Here is a 19,898-nt window from a genome sequence, read left to right as displayed (position 1 = left end):
GGACGCGCCTCGCACGTGACGAGGAGTACCGCCCGGCGGGGCCTGTCCCGGAGCGCCGTCGCTCGACTACGGTGGGTGTCCGCACCCGTCGCGGAGGACGTCCATGGCAAACCGCATCAAGGTCCCCAAGCTCGAGGCCTCCTCGTTCAAGGGGTGGGCGTTCGTGCTGCTCGCGGGCACCCTGCTCGCGGCGATCGCGTTGGTCTCCGGGGGCGGGTTCAACATCGGGACCGCCCCCGCCACGGGTGTCACGGGCTGCACCATGACCGTGCTGCCGGACCAGCTCAACGTCCGGTCGTCGCCGGGGACCGAGCTCGCGCCCGTCGAGACGCTGAGCCGGGGCACCGAGGTCGACGCCGAGCGCGGCGTCGTCACCAACGGGTTCCGCAAACTGACCGGGGGAGACCGGTGGGCCCTCAACGAGAGCCTCGCGGCGACACAGGGCAGCGTCTGCTGAGTCACGGACCACCTCCTCCGAGTGATCGTCCCCGGCGGCGCCCCCCGGGCGTCGCGGGACGCCGGCCGCTGCGGCAAGGTGGGGAGGTGGCCCCCTCGACCGTCAGCACCGTCAACGTCAACGGTGTGCGGGCCGCCGCGACCAAGGGCTTCGTGGAGTGGCTCGCCGCCACCGGGGCGGACGTCGTGTGCCTGCAGGAGGTCCGGGCCCGGCCCGAGGAGCTCCCGGCCGCCTTCCGCGACGAGATCGAGCGCGGCGGCTGGCACCTCGCGCAGGCGCCGTGCGAGTCCGCGAAGGGCCGCAGCGGGGTCGCCGTGCTGAGCCGCGAGGCACCCGAGTCGGTGCGCGTCGGCATCGGCGCGGCCGAGTTCGACGACAGCGGCCGGTACGTCGAGATCGACCTCCCCGAGGCCACCGTCGCCTCCCTCTATCTCCCCAAGGGCGCCGCGGGCACGCCGAAGCAGGAGGAGAAGGACCGCTTCCTCGTCGCGTTCGCCGAGCACCTCGCCGAGCGCCGCGAGAAGTCCGCCGCGGACGGCCGCGAGGTGCTGGTCTGCGGGGACTGGAACATCGCCCCCGCCGAGGCGGACATCCGCAACTGGCGCGGCAACCTCGGGAGCTCCGGCTTCCTGCCGCACGAGCGGGCCTGGATGGCGGAGCTGGGCGCCGCGGGCTGGGCGGACGTCGTGCGCGCGCTGCACCCGGACGTCGACGGGCCGTACACCTGGTGGAGCTACCGGGGCCGCGCGTTCGACAACGACGCCGGCTGGCGGATCGACCACGTCCTCGCGACGCCGGGCCTCGCCGCCCGCGCCGAGCACGCGGCCGTCGAGCGCGCCGCCACGTACGACACCCGCTGGTCCGACCACGCCCCCGTCACCGTGCGGTTCGCGGGCCCGTGATCCCGAGTCGCGTCATCGGAGGCCGCTACGTGGTCCTCGGCGGCCTCGGGGACGGCGCCCTCGGCCCGGTGTGGCGGGCCCAGGACCGGCTGACGGGACGGCAGGTCGCCGTCAAGGAGCTGCACCTCCCGGCCGGGCTGGGCGCACCGGAGCACGCCCTGTTCCGCGAGCGCCTGCTGCGCGAGGCGCGCGGCGCCGCACGGCTGGGGACGACCGGGCTCCTCGCCGTGCACGACGTCGTCGTGGACTCCGGGGTGGACCACGTCGTCACCGAGCTGCTCGACGCCAGACGGCTCTCCGACGCCGTCGCGCGGTCCGGCCCGCTGCAGGGCCCGCAGGCGGTCGAGACGGCGCGGGCGCTGCTGGAGACCCTGCGCGCCGCGCACGAGGGCGAGATCGTGCACGGGGCGATCCGGCCGCGGGCGGTGCTGCTGGTGCGCGGCGGACGGGTGGTCCTCAGCGACGTCGGCCTGGCGCAGGCGCTCGACCACCGGCGCCTGATGGGGCGCGAGCAGCTCGCCGCGAACCCGGACTTCCACGCGCCCGAGCGGATCACCGGCGGCCCCGCGACGGCCGCGACGGATCTGTGGTCGCTCGGCGCGACGCTGTTCTTCGCGGTCGAGGGCCGGGGGCCCTTCATGCGAGCGGACGTCACCGCGACCCGGGCGGCGGTGCTCGACGGCCCCGTCCCCGAGGCGCGCTGCGGGACGCCGCTCGCCGGGGTGATCGCGGCGTTGCTACGCCGGGAGCCCGGGGAACGCCCCTCCGCGGCGGACGCGCTCGCCATGCTGGCCACGGGCTCACGCGCGGGGCGGCGCCCCTTCTGGCGGCGTTTTCTCGCGTGAACCGATCACCGGTGCCCGTGGTCCACTGACCCATGAGTGACTCGCCGACGCATCGGAACGTCCAGCTCGTCGTCGACGCCCTCCGCGCGGGTGGGGCCGCGGACCGCGCGGTCGACGGGCTCCGGGTCCTCCCGGACGCCGTGACCACGGCCGCGTCCGCCGCCGCGGCGCTCGGCGTGGAGGTCGGACAGATCGCGAACTCCCTGGTCTTCGACGCGGACGGGGAGCCGCTGCTCGTCCTCATCTCGGGCGCCCACCGCGTCGACACCGGCAAGGTCGCCGCCCTGATCGGTGTGCGCAAGGTGACGCGCGCGAGCCCGGACTTCGTGCGGGCCGCCACGGGACAGGTCATCGGCGGCGTCGCGCCCGTCGGACACCCGGCCCCGCTGCGCACGCTCGTGGACCGCGCGCTCGAGGTGTTCGACGAGATCTGGGCGGCGGGTGGGATCGCGCACGCCGTCTTCCCGACGACGTTCGCGGAGCTGCTCCGGGTCACCGGGGGGGAGCCCGCGGACGTGGCGTGAGCGGTATTCCTGATCCGTGACTCCGGACATGTGACGTTCCCGTCCTTCGACGACCACGGGGCGCCGACCTAGGGTGGGCCCATGGCGGACCTTCCCGACCCTCAGTTCTCCCCTCGCGCGCACGACGCGGACGAACCGCTGCCGTCGGAGTCGGCGATCCGGCGGGCCCTGCGGCGTGCGCGTGACGGGGTGGTCCTGGACGTCACCGAGGCAGCGGTGCTGCTGGCGGCGCGCGGTGAGCAGCTCGACGCGCTGCTGGACGCGGCGTCGACGGTCCGGGACGCGGGCCTGGTCGACGCGGGGCGGCCGGGTGTGGTCACTTACTCGCGTAAGGTGTTCATCCCGCTGACCCGGCTGTGTCAGGACCGCTGCCACTACTGCACCTTCGCCACGGTGCCGCACCGGCTGCCCGCGGCGTTCCTGGAGCGCGACGAGGTGCTCGAGATCGCCCGGGCCGGCGCGGCGGCCGGGTGCAAGGAGGCGCTGTTCACCCTCGGGGACCGCCCGGAGGCGCGCTGGCCCGCCGCGCGGGAGTGGCTCGACGAGCGCGGCTACGACTCCACGTTGGACTACGTCCGGGCCTGCGCGATCGCGGTGCTCGAGGAGACCGGCCTGCTGCCGCACCTCAACCCCGGCGTGCTCGGCTGGGAGGAGCTCACGCGGCTCAAGCCCGTCGCCCCGAGCATGGGGATGATGCTGGAGACCACCGCGACGCGCCTGTGGTCCGAGCCCGGCGGCCCGCACTACGGCAGTCCGGACAAGGAGCCCGCGGTCCGGCTCCGCGCCCTGACCGAGGCCGGACGGGTGGGCGTCCCGTTCACCACCGGCATCCTGATCGGGATCGGGGAGAACCGCACCGAGCGTGCCGAGTCGATCTTCGCGATCCGGTCCGCGGCACGGGCGAGCGGGCACATCCAGGAAGTCATCGTGCAGAACTTCCGGGCCAAGCCGGACACCGCGATGGCGAACGACCCGGATGCGGACCTCGACGATCTCGCCGCCACGATCGCGGTGACGCGCCTGGTCCTCGGGCCGAAGATGCGGGTGCAGGCGCCGCCGAACCTCGTCGGCGAGGAGTTCGCGCTCATGCTCCGCGCCGGCATCGACGACTGGGGCGGCGTCTCGCCGGTGACCCCGGACCACGTGAACCCCGAGCGCCCCTGGCCGGCGATCGACGAGCTCGCGGCCCGCTCCGCGGAGTCCGGCTTCACCCTGCGCGAGCGGCTCACCGCCTACCCCAAGTACGTGCTCGCGGGGTCGCCGTGGATCGACACCCGGCTGCACGGCCACGTCGCCGCGCTGGCGGACCCGGAGACCGGGCTGGCGAACGAGGACGCGGTGGTCGAGGGGCGGCCGTGGCAGGAGCCCGACGGCGGGTTCGAGTCCAGCGGTCGGATCGACCTGAACTCCTCGATCGACACCACCGGCCGGACCGAGGACCGGCGCGGGGACTTCGCGTCGGTCTACGGGGACTGGGACGAGCTGAAGGCGGAGCTGGCCGAGCAGCGCTCGCGGGCTCCCGAGCGCCTGTCGGGGGACGTCCGCGAGGGCCTCGACCTGGCCGCGGAGAACCCGGCGAGGCTGCTGGACCCGGCGAACGAGGCGGCGGCGATGGCCGTGCTCACCGCCGAGGGGCCGGCGCTGGAGGAGCTCGCCCGGCTGGCGGATGCGCTGCGCCGTGACGTCGTCGGGGACGACGTCACCTACGTGATCAACCGGAACATCAACTTCTCCAACGTCTGCTACGTCGGGTGCCGGTTCTGCGCGTTCGCCCAGCGCGAGCGGGACGCGGACGCCTTCCGGCTCTCCCTGGACGAGGTCGCCTCGCGGGCCTCGGAGGCCGCGCGGGACGGAGCGACGGAGGTCTGCGTGCAGGGCGGCATCGACCCGCAGCTGCCGGTGACCTTCTACGCGGACCTGGTCCGCGCGGTGCACGAGGCCGTCCCGGGGATGCACGTCCACGCGTTCTCGCCGATGGAGATCGTGTCCGCGGCGTCGAAGGCCGGGGTGTCGGTGCGGGAGTGGCTCCAGGAGCTGAAGGCGGCCGGGCTGGGCTCGATCCCGGGCACCGCCGCAGAGATCCTCGACGACGAGGTCCGCTGGGTGCTGACCAAGGGCAAGCTGCCGTCGTCGCAGTGGATCGAGGTGGTCTCCACCGCGCACGAGCTGGGGATCCCGTCGTCGTCGACGATGATGTACGGGCACGTCGACGAGCCGCGGCACTGGCTCGGGCACCTGCGCACGCTGGCCTCGATCCAGGACCGCACCGGCGGCTTCACCGAGTTCGTCCCGCTGCCGTTCGTGCACACCAACGCGCCGATCTACCTGGCCGGGCTGGCCCGTCCGGGCCCCACCGAGCGGGACAACCGCGCGGTCCACGCGTTCGCCCGGCTCGCCCTGCACGGCCGGATCGACCACGTCCAGTGCTCCTGGGTGAAGCTCGGCGACGACCTCGCCGCGGACATCCTGCGCGGCGGCGCGGACGACATGGGCGGCACGCTCATGGAGGAGACGATCAGCCGGATGGCGGGCTCGGAGAACGGTTCCGAGCGCTCCGTCGAGGAGCTGGCGGCGATCGCCGCGGCCGCCGGGCGCCCGGTGCGCCAGCGCAGCACGACCTACCGGGGCACTCCCGCGCGGCTCCGCCCGACGCTCCCGCTGTCCCTGCCGCTCGCCCCGGCCTGATCCACGCGCGCCGCACGGCGCCACGCTCGCGCTCGGTCGCGCGCGTGGCACCGATCGGCGCGCGGCCCTGCTGACCTGCGCGTTCCTCGCGTACGGTGGACTCATGGCCGCATTCGGTGAGCTGTTCCCGACTCCCAAGATCAATGACGAGTCCGCCGAGGCCGGCGACGGCGACACGTGGCGGATCGGCCCGATCGACCTGGACAAGGGTGTGGTGACGCTGCACCGCGCGACGAGCCGGACCGACGACCCGGAGATCCCTGACGACGGCGAGTGAGAACGGTCGCGGACCCACCGCGACCGCCCCCACCCCGCCCGACCCCCCAGTGGTCGGTGGATCCGGGTCCTCAGGTGAACCCGAACCGCCCGGCCGATCGAGTCGCTGTCACCCACCTGTGGTGGGGAGGCGACGCCCCCCGGCGTCTCGCGGACTTCGATCGACAGAGCCAGCATGACGCTACGATCCCGTCGCCCCCCGGGTCAAGAGAGAAGCCCTCATCGAGTCGTCCGACGCGAGCCCGCCGGCCCCGACGCCGACCCTTCCGCGGTCCCCGGGGTCGGACGCGGTGTGCGTGCTCCCGGAGCTGCCGGGCACGACGGACAGGGCGTTGGCGCTGCTCGGGGACACCTGGACGTTGCTGATCCTGCAGCGCGCGCACCTCGGCGCGCGGCGGTACGCGCAGTGGCGCGATGTGCTCGGGATCTCGCACTCGACCCTGTCGGGCCGGCTCCGGTCGCTCACCGAGGCCGGGCTGCTCGCGACCCGCCCCTACCGGGACGGCGGCCGCTCCCGGATGGAGTACACGCTCACCGAACGCGGCGCGGACACGTGGTCCCTGCTCGCCGCGATCTGGGCGTGGGAACGGCGGTGGGTCCCGCGCGAGGTGCCGCTGCCGGACCCTCTGCACACGGTCTGCGGGCAGGGCCGGGACGTCCTGCTGACCTGCGGGGACTGCCACCGGCCGGTCGGGTTGCGGGACACCGTGACGACGCGTGAGCCGGGCGTCCCGCTGCTCCCGGCGCTGCCCGCCCGGCTGCACCCGCGGCGCACCCGCAAGGCGCTGCCGTCGGATCCGATGTCGCTGTTCCCCGGGGCCATGGAGATCATCGGGGATCGGTGGGGGACGGCCGTGCTCGCGGCGGCGGCCCTGCGGGTCCGTACCTTCTCGGACTTCCAGCGGTTCATGGACGTCTCGCCGGACGTGCTGACGGACCGGCTGCGCCGCTTCGTCGCCATGGACGTCCTCGGTCCCTCGCCCAAGGGGGGCTACAAGCTCACCGAGCGGGGTCTGGCCACGTTCCCCATCCTCGCCTGCCTGCTCGCCTGGGCGGATCGCTGGATGGGCGCGGACGGGGCCCGGCCGGCACTGGTCATCCGGCACACCGCCTGCGGGCACGTCCTGCGGCCTGTACTGACCTGTGCCGCGTGCGGGGTGCCGTACGAGCGACGGACGCTGAGGCCGTCCCCGGTCGCCTGACACCGCTCCGCTTCACCCCGGCACAAGCCGCTCGACGGGGCTGGGAGACTGGACCCATGACCGGACCGACCCCCGCTCCGTCCCGCCCCCGGGTGCTCTCCGGCATCCAGCCGACCGCGGACTCGTTCCATCTCGGCAACTACCTCGGCGCGGTCCGGCAGTGGGTGAACCTGCAGGAGGACCACGACGCGTTCTACTTCGTGCCGGACCTGCACGCGATCACCGTCGAGCACGACCCGAAGACGCTCGCCGCGCGCACCCGCAACGCCGCCGCGCAGCTGCTCGCGCTGGGCCTGGACCCGGGCCGCTGCACGCTGTTCGTCCAGTCCCACGTGCCCGAGCACACGCAGCTGCAGTGGGTCCTGAACTGCCTGACGGGCTTCGGCGAGGACAGCCGGATGACGCAGTTCAAGGACAAGTCCGCGAAGCAGGGCACGGACCGTGCGACGGTGGGGCTGTTCACCTACCCCGTCCTGCAGGCCGCGGACATCCTGCTCTACCAGGCCGACCGGGTGCCGGTGGGCGAGGACCAGCGCCAGCACCTCGAGCTCACCCGCAACCTCGCGCAGCGGTTCAACACCCGGTACGGGACGACGTTCGTCGTGCCCGAGCCGTACATCCCGGCCGGCATCGCGAAGATCATGGACCTGCAGGATCCGACGTCGAAGATGAGCAAGTCCGCGTCGTCGCCGTCCGGGATCGTGGACCTGCTGGACCCGCCGAAGACGTCCGCGAAGAAGATCCGCTCCGCGGTCACGGACAACGAGCGGGAGATCCGCTTCGACCCGGAGAACAAGGCCGGCATCTCCAACCTGCTCACGATCTACTCCGCCCTCACGGACCGGAAGGTCGCCGAGCTGGAGGCCGACTACGCCGGCAAGGGCTACGGGGACCTGAAGAAGGACCTGGGCGAGGTCGTCGCGGAGTTCGTTGAACCGCTGGCGGAACGGGTACGGACGTATCTCAGGGACCCGGCGGAGCTCGACCGGGTGCTCGCCCGCGGAGCCACCCGGGCGGGTGAGGTCGCCGGCGCGACGCTGGCGGCCGTGTACGAGAAGATCGGCTTCCTGCCGCCGGCAGGAAGGTGACCCGGGGACCAGACATGGGGTGAGGGCGTGGCCGCCGACTCGACCACCGCGACGAAGCCGGACGACGACGCGGACCAGCGCGACGAACCCACCGCCCTGCAGAAGGCGCGCGCCAAGTACCCGTGGCTGGACCACCTCGTCCGGGCCGGGGAGCGCTACACGGACCGCCACGGCGACCACTACGCCGCGGCGATCACCTACTTCAGCGTGCTGGCGCTGGTCCCGATCCTGATGGTGGCGTTCGCGATCGCCGGGTTCATCCTGCGCAGCCAGCCCGCGCTGCTGCAGCAGCTGCAGGCGAGCATCGGCAAACAGGTGCCGGGCCAGCTCGGGCAGACCGTCAACGACGTCATCAACCAGGCGATCGCGCAGGCGGGTGCCGTCGGGGTGTTCGGCCTGGTCGGCGCGCTCTACTCCGGCATCGGCTGGATGAGCAACCTCCGGGAGGCCCTGTCCGAGCAGTGGGCCCAGCCGCCGGAGACGCCGAACGTGATCAAGCGGCTGCTCTTCGACCTGCTTGCCCTCGTCGGTCTCGGCCTCGCGCTGGTGGCGTCGTTCGGGGTCTCCGCGGCGGGTAGCGCGTTCGCCGAGACGCTGCTCCGACTGGTCGGGCTGGCCGACCAGGGCTGGGCACGGTTCCTGCTGGGCGTGCTCGGGATCCTGCTCGGCCTGGCCGCGAACTGGGTGGTGTTCCTCTGGGTGATCGCCCGGCTGCCCCGGGCTCCCGTCGCCGTCCGGAGCGCCATGCGCGCCGCACTCATCGGCGCGATCGGCTTCGAGATCCTCAAGCAGATCATGCAGTACTACCTGGCGTCGGTGACGAGCTCGCCCGCGGGCGCCGCGTTCGGCCCGATCATCGGTCTGCTGGTCTTCGCGTTCTTCACCTCGCGGTTCATCCTCTTCGTCACGGCCTGGGCCGCGACGGCGAAGGAGAACGAGCAGGAGGAGCCCGCCGACGTCCCGGCCCCGGCGATCATCCGCCCCGAGGTCGTCGTCCGTTCCGGCCCGACCCCCCGCGCCGCCGTCGGCCTCGTCGGCGTGGGCGTAGTGACCGGCCTCCTGGGCCTCCGCGCCTTCAGCCGCCGCCGCTGACCGCGCCACCTCCCTCGCCGCCGGACAGCCGCGCCCTCGTCTTCCCCTCGCGAGTCGGGATCTCAGCCCCGCGAGTCGCCCTCTCAAGCCGCGCGAGTCGGCGTTTTCGGTGGCGCGAGTCGCGCTCCCCGGTTGTGCGAGTCGAGGTAGCCCCGTCGCCCCGGGGAACGGCACGCTCCTCGTCCCGACCAGCTCGCGGATGGTCGGGTCCCGCAGCGCGACCCGGAACAGGACGGCCAGGTCGTACGCGGACGTCGACATCCCCGGCCCGTCGAGCCCGGACACGGAGCCGGGACGGGTGTCGAGCGCGCCCAGTGTGGACGCCTTGGCCTGCATCGCCTCGAGCGCTGCCGGGACGCCGCCGAGGGTGCGGGCCAGGGCGTTCGCGGTGTCGTTGCCGGAATTCAGCAGAAGCCCGGAAAGGAGCTGCCGGACCGTGTAGCTGCCGCCGGGCCCGATCCCGGCGCGGCTGCCGTCGACCTGCACGTCCTCCGGCGCGGCGACGACGACGGCGTCGAGGTCCAGCCGTTCGCGGACCACGAGCGTCGTCAGGATCTTGAGCGTCGACGCCGGCCGCTGGCGGCCGTGCGGGTCGTGCGGCGAGCACGGCGCCGGTGTCCAGATCCGCGACGACCCACCCCGTCGCGCGGACCGGTGGGGGCGGGGGAGCCCCGGCGGGGACGGCGTCGCCGCAGGTGCCGAGGGCCTCGCCGCCGACGGGGCCCGCCGGGACCGGGACGGGCGCACGACCGGGCCGGCCTCCTCCCGGGCGGGCGGCCCGCTCGGCGCTTCGTGCCCGGCACACACCCCCGGCGCGGCCCAGGCCGCGGGCGCGACGGCCACCAGAGCCAGCACCAGCGCGCCCAGCACCCAGGGCGGCCTTCGCACGGACCGACCCTACGGCCCACGCGCGCCGTCCGACCCGACGCGATCGGGTGACGCAGCCGGCGCGCGTCGCCGGCACGACGAGGTGGCCCGGGCGCCTTCCCGCCCGACGCGCACGGTCGACCGCGGGCGTGGGGCGGGTCGGCGCGCGTGGAGCCGGAGAACCCGGGCGAGCCCCCGCGTCAGGCCTCGGCGGTCGCCTTGATCGCCTCCAGCGACCGTCTCATCCCGTCCACCATCAGCTCCTCCCGGTCCTTCCCGAGCACCCCGCTCGCCACCGCGATCCGCGCGAGCAGGGTCAGCCGCCCGGTCCGGTCCCGCCACTGGGTCAGCCGCGTCCCGGCCGTGGTCGGTTCGAGCCGCCAGCCCCAGGTCATCCCGTTCTCCGCCACGGTGAACGCGAACGCCTTCGGTTCCGTGCACTCGACGACCGTGCAGTGCGTCCGCCACCGCATCGGTCCGTGCCGGTTGGAACCGACGAAGCGGGCGCCCACCGCCGGGCCGTCCGCTCCGCCGCGCCACGCGCCGCCGGTGCTCTCCGGGCTCCACTCGCCCGTCCGCGTGATGTCCGTGACCAGCGCCCAGACGACCTCCGGCGCCGCCGCGACCTCGATGTCCATTTCATCCACAGTGATCTCCCTTCGTCGGCTCACATCCTGCCGGTTGCGTTGCGTCAAAGTCGACTACGCAACGGAGTCGACGATTCGGTCACGCCCGCAGGACGATCAGGTGAACCGCCGGAGTGCTGGGCTAGCGTCCCGCCAATCGCGCCCGATCATGCGGCGCACGCGGACTGGACGAGGGGAACGCGGTAGTGCGGATGAGACGAGGCATGGTGCTGCTGACGGCGGCACTCGCCAGCGCGCTGGTGGTCAGTGGCTGTGCCCGGGACACCGGCAGCAGCGGCGGCGGAACCGGCGGCACCGGGACGGACTGCACCAGGAATGCCGCTCCCGCAGCGGGCACCGGGCCGGCGAGCACCGCTCCGGCCCCGGCCCCGGCGGACGCCAGCGCCCTGAAGGTCGGCCTGGCCTACGACATCGGCGGTCGCGGGGACGCCTCGTTCAACGACGCCGCGGCCACCGGCCTCGAGCGCGCGATCTCACAGCTGGGCCTGCAGCAGGGCAACACCTCCGAGACGAGCGCCGCGCCGAACGAGAGCGAGGACGCGGCCGCGGGCCGGCTGCGCCAGCTCGTGTCCGGCGGCTTCAACCCGATCATCGCGGTCGGCTTCAAGTACGCGAGCGCGGTCAAGACCGTCGCGACGGAGAACCCGGCCGTCAAGTTCGGCATCGTCGACGACGACACGGTCACGCTGCCGAACGTCACCCCGCTCGTCTTCGCCGAGGAGCAGGGCTCGTTCCTGGTCGGCGCGGCGGCCGCGCTCAAGACGACGTCCTGCTCCGTCGGTTTCGTCGGCGGCGTCGAGACCCCGCTGATCCAGAAGTTCCAGGCGGGCTTCGAGCAGGGCGCGAAGGCGGTGGCGCCGAACGTCAAGGTCGACGTCAAGTACATCAGCCCGGCGGGTGACTTCACCGGCTTCAACGACCCGACCAAGGCCACGGAGATCACGAAGGGCCAGCTCGACGCCGGCTCGGACGTGATCTACCACGCGGCGGGTGCGTCCGGGCAGGGCGTGTTCCAGGCCGTCAAGGCGGCGAACAAGCTGGCCATCGGCGTCGACGGCGACCAGTACAACTCGCCGCAGCTCACCGACGTCAGGGACGTCATCATGACCTCGATGCTCAAGCGCGTCGACGTCGCGGTCTACGACTACATCAACGCGGTCGCCGCGGGTGACACCTCGACCCTGCCGAAGCGCTTCGACCTCAAGGTCGACGGCGTCGGCTTCTCCACCTCGGGCGGCAAGGTCGACGACGTCAAGGGCGACCTGGACGCGTACAAGAACGCGATCATCAACGGGTCCGTCACCGTGTCGTCCACGCCGACGTCGTAGGGACGCACCGTACGGGGCGGGGCGCGGGAGACACCTTCTCGGTGGCTCCCGCGCCCCGCTCGTCGTTCGGGCTGCGGCGTCGTCCGGGCTGCGCCCTCGCGCTGCGGCCGGGCCAACGATCACGAGAGAGTGGGGGCATGACCGCGAGCGGCAACAGCGGTGCCGGGCCTGGGGGATCGACTGCGGGGGAGTGGGCCGTCGAGCTGGCAGGCATCACGAAACGCTTCCCCGGCGTCGTCGCCAACAGCGACATCCACCTGCGGGTGCGCACCGGTGAGGTGCACGCGCTGTGCGGGGAGAACGGGGCCGGCAAGTCGACCCTGATGAAGATCCTCTACGGCATGCAGCCGCCGGACGAGGGCACGATCACCGTCGACGGGCGGCAGGTCCGGTTCCGCTCCCCGGCGGACGCGATCCGGGCCGGGATCGGGATGGTCCACCAGCACTTCATGCTGGCGGACAACCTGACCGTCGCCGAGAACGTCCTGCTCGGGGCCGAGGCCTCCCACGGGATCGGCGCGAAGGCCCGGGCCCGGATCCAGGAGCTGGCCGGGACGGTGGGCCTGCGGGTGGACCCGGGGATGCTGGTCGAGCGGCTCGGCGTCGCGGACCGGCAGCGGCTGGAGATCCTCAAGGTCCTCTACCGCGGCGCCCGCACGGTGATCCTCGACGAGCCGACGGCCGTGCTGGTCCCGCAGGAGGTCGACGACCTGTTCGACACCCTGCGCACGATGCGTGCCGACGGCTACACGTTCCTCTTCATCTCCCACAAGCTAGACGAGGTGCGGGCCATCGCGGACACGATCACCGTGATCCGTCGCGGCACCACCGTCGGCACCGCCGACCCGAAGGCGGTGAGCAGCCGGCAGCTGGCCGAGATGATGGTCGGCAGCGAGCTCCCGACCCCGGAGACCCGGGAGTCCACGGTCACCGACCGCGAGGTGCTGACGGTCTCACAGCTCTCCCTGGCGGCCGACGACGGCGGCCGCCACGTGCTCGAGGACGTCTCGCTGGTCGTGCACGCCGGTGAGGTCCTGGGCATCGCCGGGGTCGAGGGCAACGGGCAGACCGAGCTCGTCGAGACGATCATGGGCATGCGCCGCGGCGCGCACGGCACGATCACGCTCGGCGGGAGGGACATCTCCCACGCCTCGACGCTGCACCGGCGCGAGGCCGGGATCGGCTACGTGCCGGAGGACCGCACCCGGCACGGCCTCCTGGCGTCGCAGCCGTTGTGGGCGAACCGGATCCTCGGCCACCAGAGCCGCCCGCCGATCGCCCGCGGACCGCTGATCGACCGGGCGGCCGCGCGCAGGGACACCGAGCGGATCGTCGCCGACTTCGACGTCCGCACCCCCGGCGTCGACGTGCACGCGGCCGCCCTGTCCGGCGGGAACCAGCAGAAGCTCGTCGTCGGGCGGGAGCTGTCCGGGGACCCGGTGCTGCTCATCGCCTCCCACCCCACCCGCGGCGTCGACGTCGGCGCGCAGACGGGCATCTGGGAGGAGCTGCGGCAGGCTCGGGCCCGAGGGCTCGCGGTCCTGCTGATCAGCGCGGACCTGGACGAGCTCATCGGGCTCTCGGACTCGATCGCGGTGATCCTGCGCGGCAGGCTCGTCGCCACCGCGGACCCCTCCACCGTCACCCCCGAGGAGCTGGGCACGGCGATGACCGGTGCCGGCTCCGGCCCGAACCTCGCGAAGGAGGGCTCGTGACCCGCGTCCGGACGGTGCTCGTCGCACCGGCGCTGGCCGTCGTGTTCTCCGCGCTGCTGTGCGCGGTGGCCCTGCTGATCAGCGGGGACTCGCCGCTCACGGCTCTGCGGGTGATGATCACGCAGGTCGGCCAGGGCACCACCGCGGTCGACATCCTGAACAGCGCGGCGATCTATTACCTCGTCGCGCTCGCCGTCGCGATCGGCTTCCAGATGAAGCTGTTCAACATCGGTGTCGAGGGCCAGTACCGGCTCGCCGCGTGCGTCGCGGCCATCGTCGGCGGGACCGTGCCGCTGCCGCCGGTGATCCGGACCATCGTGATCATCCTGGTCGGGGCGCTCGTCGGGGCCCTGTGGGCGGCGATCCCGGCGGTGCTGCGGGCCTACCGCGGGGTCAGCGAGGTCATCTCGACGATCATGCTGAACGCCGTCGCGACCGGCCTGATCGCGTTCCTGATCCGTCCGGACACGTTCGGCGCGCTGAGCGGCAACAACATCACCACCCCGCCGATCCCGGAGTCCGGGCACTTCCCGGGCCTGCACCTCGGCAGCTCGGGGACGATCTTCGGGATGATCCTGGTGGTCGCCGCGCTCGGCACCGGCTACTGGTTCCTGCTGGGCCGCACCCGGTTCGGCTTCGAGCTCAAGGCCTCCGGCGAGTCCCCCTCGGCCGCGACGGCCGGTGGCGTCGACGCCCGCCGGATGGTCCTGATCGCGCTGCTGATGTCCGGTGCCGTCGCAGGCCTGGCGGGCCTGCCCGAGCTGCTCGGCCGGGACTACGCCTACACGCTGACGTCGCCGCAGGGCTACGGCTTCACCGGCATCGCGATCGCCCTGCTGGGCCGCAACCACCCCGTCGGCATCGCGATCGGCGCGCTGCTGTGGGCGTTCCTGGACAAGTCCGCGGTGGCCCTCGACGTCGTCGGGGTGCCCCGGGAGATCTTGCTGATCATGCAGGGGTTGATCGTGCTGTCGGTCGTCGTGGCCTACGAGATCGTCCGCCGCTACGAGCTCGCCGCCGAGCAGAGACGGGTGGCGGCGCAGCTCAGGGCGCTGGCGAACGCAAAGGCGCCGTCGCCGGAGGGGGTGTCGTCGTGAGCGACACCGTGCTCGACGCCCCCGGCGTCCCGCCCACCTCGAAGCCCCCGCGCCGGCTCGGCATCCCACGCTGGGCCCGGCCGATGGTCGTCGTGGCCATCGGCCTGGTGATCCTGTCGGTGACCGCGACGCTGACCGGGCAGATCCAGCTGACGTCATCCGGCACCGCGCAGGCGGCCGTCCGGCTGCTGCTGCCGATCCTGCTCGCCGGCCTCGGCGGCCTCTGGTCCGAACGCGCGGGCGTGATCAACATCGGCCTCGAGGGGATGATGGTCCTCGGCACCTGGGGTGCGGCGTGGGCCGGCTACCAGTGGGGGCCCTGGGCCGCGCTCGTGGGCGGGCTTGTGTTCGGGGCGCTCGGCGGCCTGCTGCACGCCGTCGCGACCGTGACGTTCAACGTCAACCACATCGTCTCCGGCGTCGCGATCACGCTGCTCGCGCTGGGCCTGACGAAGTACTTGGCGACGCTGGTCTTCCAGCCGATCTCCCGCAACCCGCGCGAGTCCCCGAAGGTCCCCGGCTTCAGCGAGTTCTCCATCCAGCCGCTCGCCGACGGGCTGGAAGCGGTGGAGCAGCAACAACGGGTGTTCCTCTCCGACGTCGCCGGCCTGCTCGGTGGGATCCTCTCCGGCCTCACGCCGCTGGTGATCATCGCCTTCGCGCTCGTCCCGCTCAGCTACTGGATCCTCTGGCGCACCCGGTTCGGCCTGCGGCTGCGCTCGTGCGGGGAGAACCCGGTGGCGGCGGAGTCGCTCGGCGTGGACGTGGTGCGGCACAAGTACCTCGCCGTCCTGATCTCCGGTGGGCTCGCGGGCCTCGGCGGCGCGGCGCTGGTGCTCAACCCCGGGCAGCTGGGCTACCTGGAGAACCAGACCGGCGGCCGCGGCTACATCGGCCTCGCCGCGATGATCTTCGGCAACTGGCGGCCGGGCGGCCTGCTCGGCGGTGCGGCGCTCTTCGGCTACGTCGACGGCCTGCAGCTGCGCGCCGGGGGCGAGGCGGTGCACGCGCTGCTCTACGGCGGCACGCTGCTCGCCGTCGTCCTCGCGGTGGTGTGGGCGGCCCGGCGGAACTGGCTGTCCGCGGCGATCGCGCTGGTGGCGGGCATCCTCGTCTACCTCGTCTACTACTCGATCGACACCGTCCCGCGCGAGTTCGCGACCTACGCGCCGCAGCTCGTCACGCTCCTGGTGCTGGCGGCGGCGTCGCAACGGTTGAGACCTCCGGCCGCGGTCGGCGCCGAGTACCGGAAGGGTGAAGGTGACTGACGTCGACTGGGACGCCCTGCGTGCGGACGCGGTGACCGCCGCGGGCTCGGCCTACGCGCCCTACTCGCGCCTGCACGTGGGCGCCGCCGCCCTGTGCGACGACGGCCGCGTCGTGACCGGCTGCAACGTCGAGAACGCGTCGTACGGCCTGGGCCTCTGCGCGGAGTGCACGATGGCGGGCCAGCTCCGGCTGACCGGCGGCGGCCGCTTCGTCGCCGTCGCCTGCCGCTCGGGCACGGGGGAGCTGCTGATGCCGTGCGGGCGCTGCAGGCAGATCCTCTACGAGCTCGGCGGCCCGGACTGCCTGCTCGACACGCCCCGCGGCGTCGTCACCCTCGCCGACGCGCTGCCTGACGCGTTCGGCCCCACCCACCTCCCCCTGTGAACGGGAAACCTCGCTAGAACGAGGTTCCACGCGCACAGGGCCGCCTGAACAGGGAAGACACGCTGTGACCTTCAGTGCGGTCGACGTGATCACCACCAAGCGGGACGGTGGGCACCTGTCCGACGAGGCGATCGACTGGGTGCTCGCCGCGTACACCCGCGGGGACGTCGCGGACGAGCAGATGGCCTCGCTGGCCATGGCGATCCTGCTGAACGGCATGGAGGCACAGGAGATCTCCCGGTGGACCCAGGCGATGATCGACTCCGGAGAGGTCCTCGCGCTGCCGGACGTCGGCCGCCCGCTGGTCGACAAGCACTCCACCGGCGGGGTCGGGGACAAGATCACGCTGCCGCTCGCGCCGCTCGTCGCCGCCTGCGGGGCGGCCGTCCCGCAGCTCTCGGGCCGCGGCCTCGGGCACACCGGCGGCACCCTGGACAAGCTCGAGTCCATCCCGGGCTGGCGGGCGTCGCTCAACGCCGAGGAGATCGCGGCGCAGCTCGCGGACGTCGGGGTCGTCATCTGCGCGACCACGCCCACGCTCGCCCCCGCGGACCGCAAGCTCTACGCGCTGCGCGACGTCACGGGCACCGTCGAGTCCATCCCGCTCATCGCCAGCTCGATCATGAGCAAGAAGATCGCCGAGGGCACCGGCGGGCTGGTCCTGGACGTCAAGGTCGGGTCCGGGGCGTTCATGAAGTCCCTCGACCGCTCGACCGAGCTGGCCCGGACCATGGTCGCGATCGGCGGAGCCCACGGGCTGCCGACGCGGGCGCTGCTCACGGACATGTCGGTCCCGCTCGGCCGGACGGTCGGGAACGCGCTGGAGGTCGCCGAGTCCGTGGAGGTGCTGCGCGGCGGCGGGCCGGCGGACGTCGTCGAGCTGACGGTCGCGCTGGCGCGGGAGATGCTCGCGCTCGCCGGCCTCGACGCCGACCCCGCCGCGGTCCTCGCCTCGGGCGCGGCCTACGAGGTGTGGGAACGGATGATCGCGGCGCAGGGCGGGGACCCGTCCGCGCCGCTGCCCGTCGCGGCCCACGTCGAGCCGGTCGTCGCGGAGCGATCCGGGGTGCTCTCGACCTGCGACGCGCTGGCCGTCGGGATCGCGGCGTGGCGGCTCGGGGCCGGCCGGGCCCGCAAGGAGGACGCGGTGCAGGCCGGTGCGGGCGTCCGGCTGCTCGTCGAGGTCGGGGAGGAGGTCGAGGCCGGGCAGCCGCTGCTGGAGCTGCACACGGACACGCCAGCCGCGGTCGCCGGGGCCCGCGCTGCGCTGTCCTCCGGTTTGGTCGTGTCGGAGGAGCCGGCCGAACGCCCGCGGCTGTTGATCGACGCCCTCCGCTGAGAGCCGATCGACAGGCGGGTCGGGACGCCACGTCACCCGTCCGGCACGATGGCAGGTGATGCGCGACCAGCCGAGCCCCCCGACACCCGAAGCCCCCCACCCCGGAGGGCCGGCTCCGGCTGCCGGTGGGCGCTGGGAGGTCCCGGCCGGCACCCGGCCTCCCGGCGGGGCGGTCAGCCCGGGCCCGGTTCGGCGCCCGATCCCGCCGCCCTGGCGGCGCGGCCCCAACGCGGTCCACGACGGCCCCCTCGACGGCTCCCTCGACGACGACGCCCCCACCGAGCAGCTCGCCCGGCAGGGCGACGGCCCGACCGAGCGCTTCGAGGACGACCGCCCGACGGAGCGGATCGCGCCCGTCGGAGGCAGGCCCGCGCCGTCGCTCATGCGGTCCAGCGGCCTGATGGCGGTCGCCAACCTGGCCAGCCGGGTCACCGGGTTCCTGCGGCAGATCGCGCTGGTCGCGGTGCTGTCGTTCGGGCTCGTCAACAGCTCGTACACGGTCGCGAACACCCTGCCGAACATCGTCTACGAGCTGCTCCTCGGCGGTGTGCTGACCAGCGTGATGATCCCGCTGCTGGTCCGCGCGCAGAAGGAGGACCCGGACGGCGGCGAGGCCTACACCCGCAAGCTCCTCACCACCGCCGGCGTGGCCCTGCTGGTGGCGACGGTCGTCGCGATGCTGGCGGCCGGACCGCTCGTCGAGCTGTACCTCGGCGGCCAGACGACGGAGAACGCCAACCCCGAGCTGGCCACGGCGTTCGCGGTGCTGCTGTTGCCGGAGATCTTCTTCTACGGGATCGGCGCGCTGCTCGGGGCGATCCTGAACAGCAAGGGGGTGTTCGGGCCGTTCGCCTGGGCGCCGGTGCTGAACAACGTCGTCGTGCTGGCGGTCCTGGCCGTCTACGCGCTCGTGCCGGGTGAGATCAGCCTCGACCCGGTGCGGATGGGCGACACCAAGCTGCTCGTCCTGGGGCTCGGCACGACGCTGGGCATCGTCGTCCAGGCCGTCGTCCTGCTGCCGTCGATGCGGAAGCTGGGCGTCTCGTTCAAGCCCCTGTGGGGGTGGGACCCGCGGCTGACCTCCGCCGGCGGGCTGGCGCTGTGGGTCGTCGCCTACGTCCTGATCGGGCAGGCCGGGCTGATCGTGACCACGCGGGTCGGCTCGAGCGCGGACCCCGGCGCCGTCGCGATCTACAGCAACGCCTGGCTGCTCCTGCAGGTCCCGTACGGCGTCCTCGGGGTGTCCCTGCTGACCGCGCTGATGCCCCGGATGAGCCGCGCCGCGGCCGACGGGCGCTTCGACGAGGTCGTGAGCGACCTCTCGCTCGGCAGCCGGCTGTCCGCGGTCTTCCTGGTGCCGATCTCGGTGCTGCTGACCTTCTTCGGCACCCACGTCGGCCTGGCGCTGTTCTCCCTCGGCGCCGGCAACTCCGGCGGCGGCGCGGCCAAGCTGGGGCTCGCGCTGGCCGTCTCCGCGTTCGGGCTGCTGCCCTACGCCGTGACGCTGCTGCAGCTGCGGGTGTTCTACGCGCTCACCGACAGCCGGACGCCGACGCTGGTCCAGCTCGTCATCGTCGCGGTGAAGATCCCGCTGCTGGTCCTCGCCCCGGCCGTGTTCTCCCCGGAGAACGTGGTGCTCGGGCTGGGGCTGGCGAACAGCCTGTCGTTCGTGGTGGGCGCGGTCCTGGGGCAGTTCCTGATCGCCCGCCGGCTCGGGCATGTACGCAGCCGCGAGGTCCTCTCGACGACGTGGCGCACGCTCGTCGCGTCGCTGGTCGGCGGGGCGATCGCCTACGCCGTGGTCCGGGGGATCGAGGCGCTCGGGCTGGACCTGGGGACCGCGGGGACGGCGTGGGTGCTGCTCGTCGTCGCGCTGCTCGTGTCGGCACCGCTGATGCTGGTCGGGATGAGGCTGCTGAAGCTCAAGGAGCTCGGGCCCCTCTGGCGCAGGCTCCCCGGCGTCCGCGCCTGAGCCGTCCTGCGAACGCACGAACGGCACTTTCGCTCAACAGGTATGAGCGAAAGTGCCGTTCGTGAAGGTCAGCAGGGCGGGCCGGCTCAGTCGTCGGGGTCCTCGGTGACGGTGTCCGCGGCGGAGTGGCCGTTCGGGCTCTTCACCGTCGCCCGGGCGCGGCTCGCGCGGCGCTGGGCCGGGCGGGGCGGCGGCGGCGGGGCCTGGGC

At 73.3% G+C, this 19,898-nt stretch carries 17 protein-coding genes and 1 pseudogene; 16 read left to right on the top strand and 2 right to left on the bottom strand.

Features of this window, described 5'->3' with window-relative positions:
- The first annotated feature begins 103 nt into the window (after window positions 1–103).
- The 9 genes from JWP64_RS04180 (at window position 104) to yhjD (ending at window position 9,071) form a co-directional block, all read left to right on the top strand.
- Complete coding sequence (locus JWP64_RS04180; RefSeq protein WP_297492435.1) at window positions 104–457, top strand: hypothetical protein; 354 nt, start codon at window positions 104–106, stop codon at window positions 455–457.
- Window positions 458–543: 86 nt separating this feature from the next.
- A complete protein-coding gene (locus tag JWP64_RS04175) occupies window positions 544–1,359 on the top strand; it encodes an exodeoxyribonuclease III (RefSeq protein WP_297492433.1) in 816 nt (271 codons plus the stop codon).
- Complete coding sequence (locus JWP64_RS04170; RefSeq protein WP_297492430.1) at window positions 1,356–2,204, top strand: serine/threonine-protein kinase; 849 nt, start codon at window positions 1,356–1,358, stop codon at window positions 2,202–2,204. The genes JWP64_RS04175 and JWP64_RS04170 overlap by 4 nt, the downstream gene beginning before the upstream one ends.
- Window positions 2,205–2,236: 32 nt before the next feature.
- Window positions 2,237–2,728, top strand: a complete 492-nt coding sequence (locus JWP64_RS04165; RefSeq protein ID WP_297492427.1) for a YbaK/EbsC family protein — start codon at window positions 2,237–2,239, stop codon at window positions 2,726–2,728.
- A gap of 81 nt (window positions 2,729–2,809) precedes the next feature.
- On the top strand, window positions 2,810–5,413 hold the full coding sequence (locus tag JWP64_RS04160; protein ID WP_297492425.1) for a bifunctional FO biosynthesis protein CofGH: 2,604 nt from the start codon (window positions 2,810–2,812) through the stop codon (window positions 5,411–5,413).
- A gap of 103 nt (window positions 5,414–5,516) precedes the next feature.
- Window positions 5,517–5,690: a hypothetical protein gene (locus JWP64_RS04155; protein ID WP_297492423.1), complete on the top strand. Its 174-nt coding sequence runs from the start codon at window positions 5,517–5,519 to the stop codon at window positions 5,688–5,690.
- 289 nt (window positions 5,691–5,979) lie between these two features.
- Complete coding sequence (locus tag JWP64_RS04150) at window positions 5,980–6,891, top strand: winged helix-turn-helix transcriptional regulator (RefSeq protein ID WP_297492420.1); 912 nt, start codon at window positions 5,980–5,982, stop codon at window positions 6,889–6,891.
- 56 nt (window positions 6,892–6,947) lie between these two features.
- Window positions 6,948–7,979 (top strand): tryptophan--tRNA ligase, encoded by a 1,032-nt coding sequence (gene trpS / locus JWP64_RS04145; protein WP_297492418.1) that lies wholly within the window; start codon window positions 6,948–6,950, stop codon window positions 7,977–7,979.
- Window positions 7,980–8,006: 27 nt separating this feature from the next.
- A complete protein-coding gene (gene yhjD / locus JWP64_RS04140; RefSeq protein WP_366889363.1) occupies window positions 8,007–9,071 on the top strand; it encodes an inner membrane protein YhjD in 1,065 nt (354 codons plus the stop codon).
- 189 nt (window positions 9,072–9,260) lie between these two features.
- Here the strand turns inward: yhjD and JWP64_RS31375 are convergent.
- Both JWP64_RS31375 and JWP64_RS04135 read right to left on the bottom strand, forming a co-directional pair.
- A pseudogene (locus JWP64_RS31375) lies at window positions 9,261–9,818 on the bottom strand (serine hydrolase); the annotation flags it as partial.
- A 320-nt stretch (window positions 9,819–10,138) separates the two neighbouring features.
- On the bottom strand, window positions 10,139–10,576 hold the full coding sequence (locus JWP64_RS04135; RefSeq protein ID WP_297492461.1) for an SRPBCC family protein: 438 nt from the start codon (window positions 10,574–10,576) through the stop codon (window positions 10,139–10,141).
- A gap of 212 nt (window positions 10,577–10,788) precedes the next feature.
- On the opposite strand from JWP64_RS04135, the gene JWP64_RS04130 reads away from it, so the two are divergent.
- The 7 genes from JWP64_RS04130 to murJ all read left to right on the top strand — a co-directional run bounded on the left by JWP64_RS04130 (window position 10,789) and on the right by murJ (window position 19,689).
- On the top strand, window positions 10,789–11,913 hold the full coding sequence (locus tag JWP64_RS04130) for a BMP family ABC transporter substrate-binding protein (protein ID WP_297492416.1): 1,125 nt from the start codon (window positions 10,789–10,791) through the stop codon (window positions 11,911–11,913).
- A 137-nt stretch (window positions 11,914–12,050) separates the two neighbouring features.
- Window positions 12,051–13,628 (top strand): ABC transporter ATP-binding protein, encoded by a 1,578-nt coding sequence (locus tag JWP64_RS04125; protein WP_297492414.1) that lies wholly within the window; start codon window positions 12,051–12,053, stop codon window positions 13,626–13,628.
- Window positions 13,625–14,725 carry an ABC transporter permease gene (locus JWP64_RS04120; RefSeq protein ID WP_297492412.1) on the top strand — a complete coding sequence of 367 codons (1,101 nt, stop codon included), beginning with the start codon at window positions 13,625–13,627 and terminating at the stop codon, window positions 14,723–14,725. The genes JWP64_RS04125 and JWP64_RS04120 overlap by 4 nt, the downstream gene beginning before the upstream one ends.
- 83 nt (window positions 14,726–14,808) lie before the next feature.
- A complete protein-coding gene (locus JWP64_RS04115) occupies window positions 14,809–15,993 on the top strand; it encodes an ABC transporter permease (RefSeq protein WP_297492459.1) in 1,185 nt (394 codons plus the stop codon).
- A complete protein-coding gene (locus JWP64_RS04110) occupies window positions 15,986–16,378 on the top strand; it encodes a cytidine deaminase (RefSeq protein ID WP_297492410.1) in 393 nt (130 codons plus the stop codon). Before JWP64_RS04115 ends, JWP64_RS04110 begins: the two co-directional genes overlap by 8 nt.
- A gap of 64 nt (window positions 16,379–16,442) precedes the next feature.
- Window positions 16,443–17,717: a thymidine phosphorylase gene (locus tag JWP64_RS04105; protein ID WP_297492407.1), complete on the top strand. Its 1,275-nt coding sequence runs from the start codon at window positions 16,443–16,445 to the stop codon at window positions 17,715–17,717.
- Between the two features lie 58 nt (window positions 17,718–17,775).
- Window positions 17,776–19,689 (top strand): murein biosynthesis integral membrane protein MurJ, encoded by a 1,914-nt coding sequence (gene murJ, locus JWP64_RS04100; RefSeq protein WP_297492405.1) that lies wholly within the window; start codon window positions 17,776–17,778, stop codon window positions 19,687–19,689.
- Window positions 19,690–19,898: the final 209 nt, after the last annotated feature.

This window comes from Pseudonocardia sp. (assembly GCF_025465255.1).
Lineage (GTDB): Bacteria > Actinomycetota > Actinomycetes > Mycobacteriales > Pseudonocardiaceae > Pseudonocardia.
The sequence above is the reverse complement of the archived record's forward strand: the minus strand, read 5'-3'. Positions and strand labels throughout refer to the sequence as shown.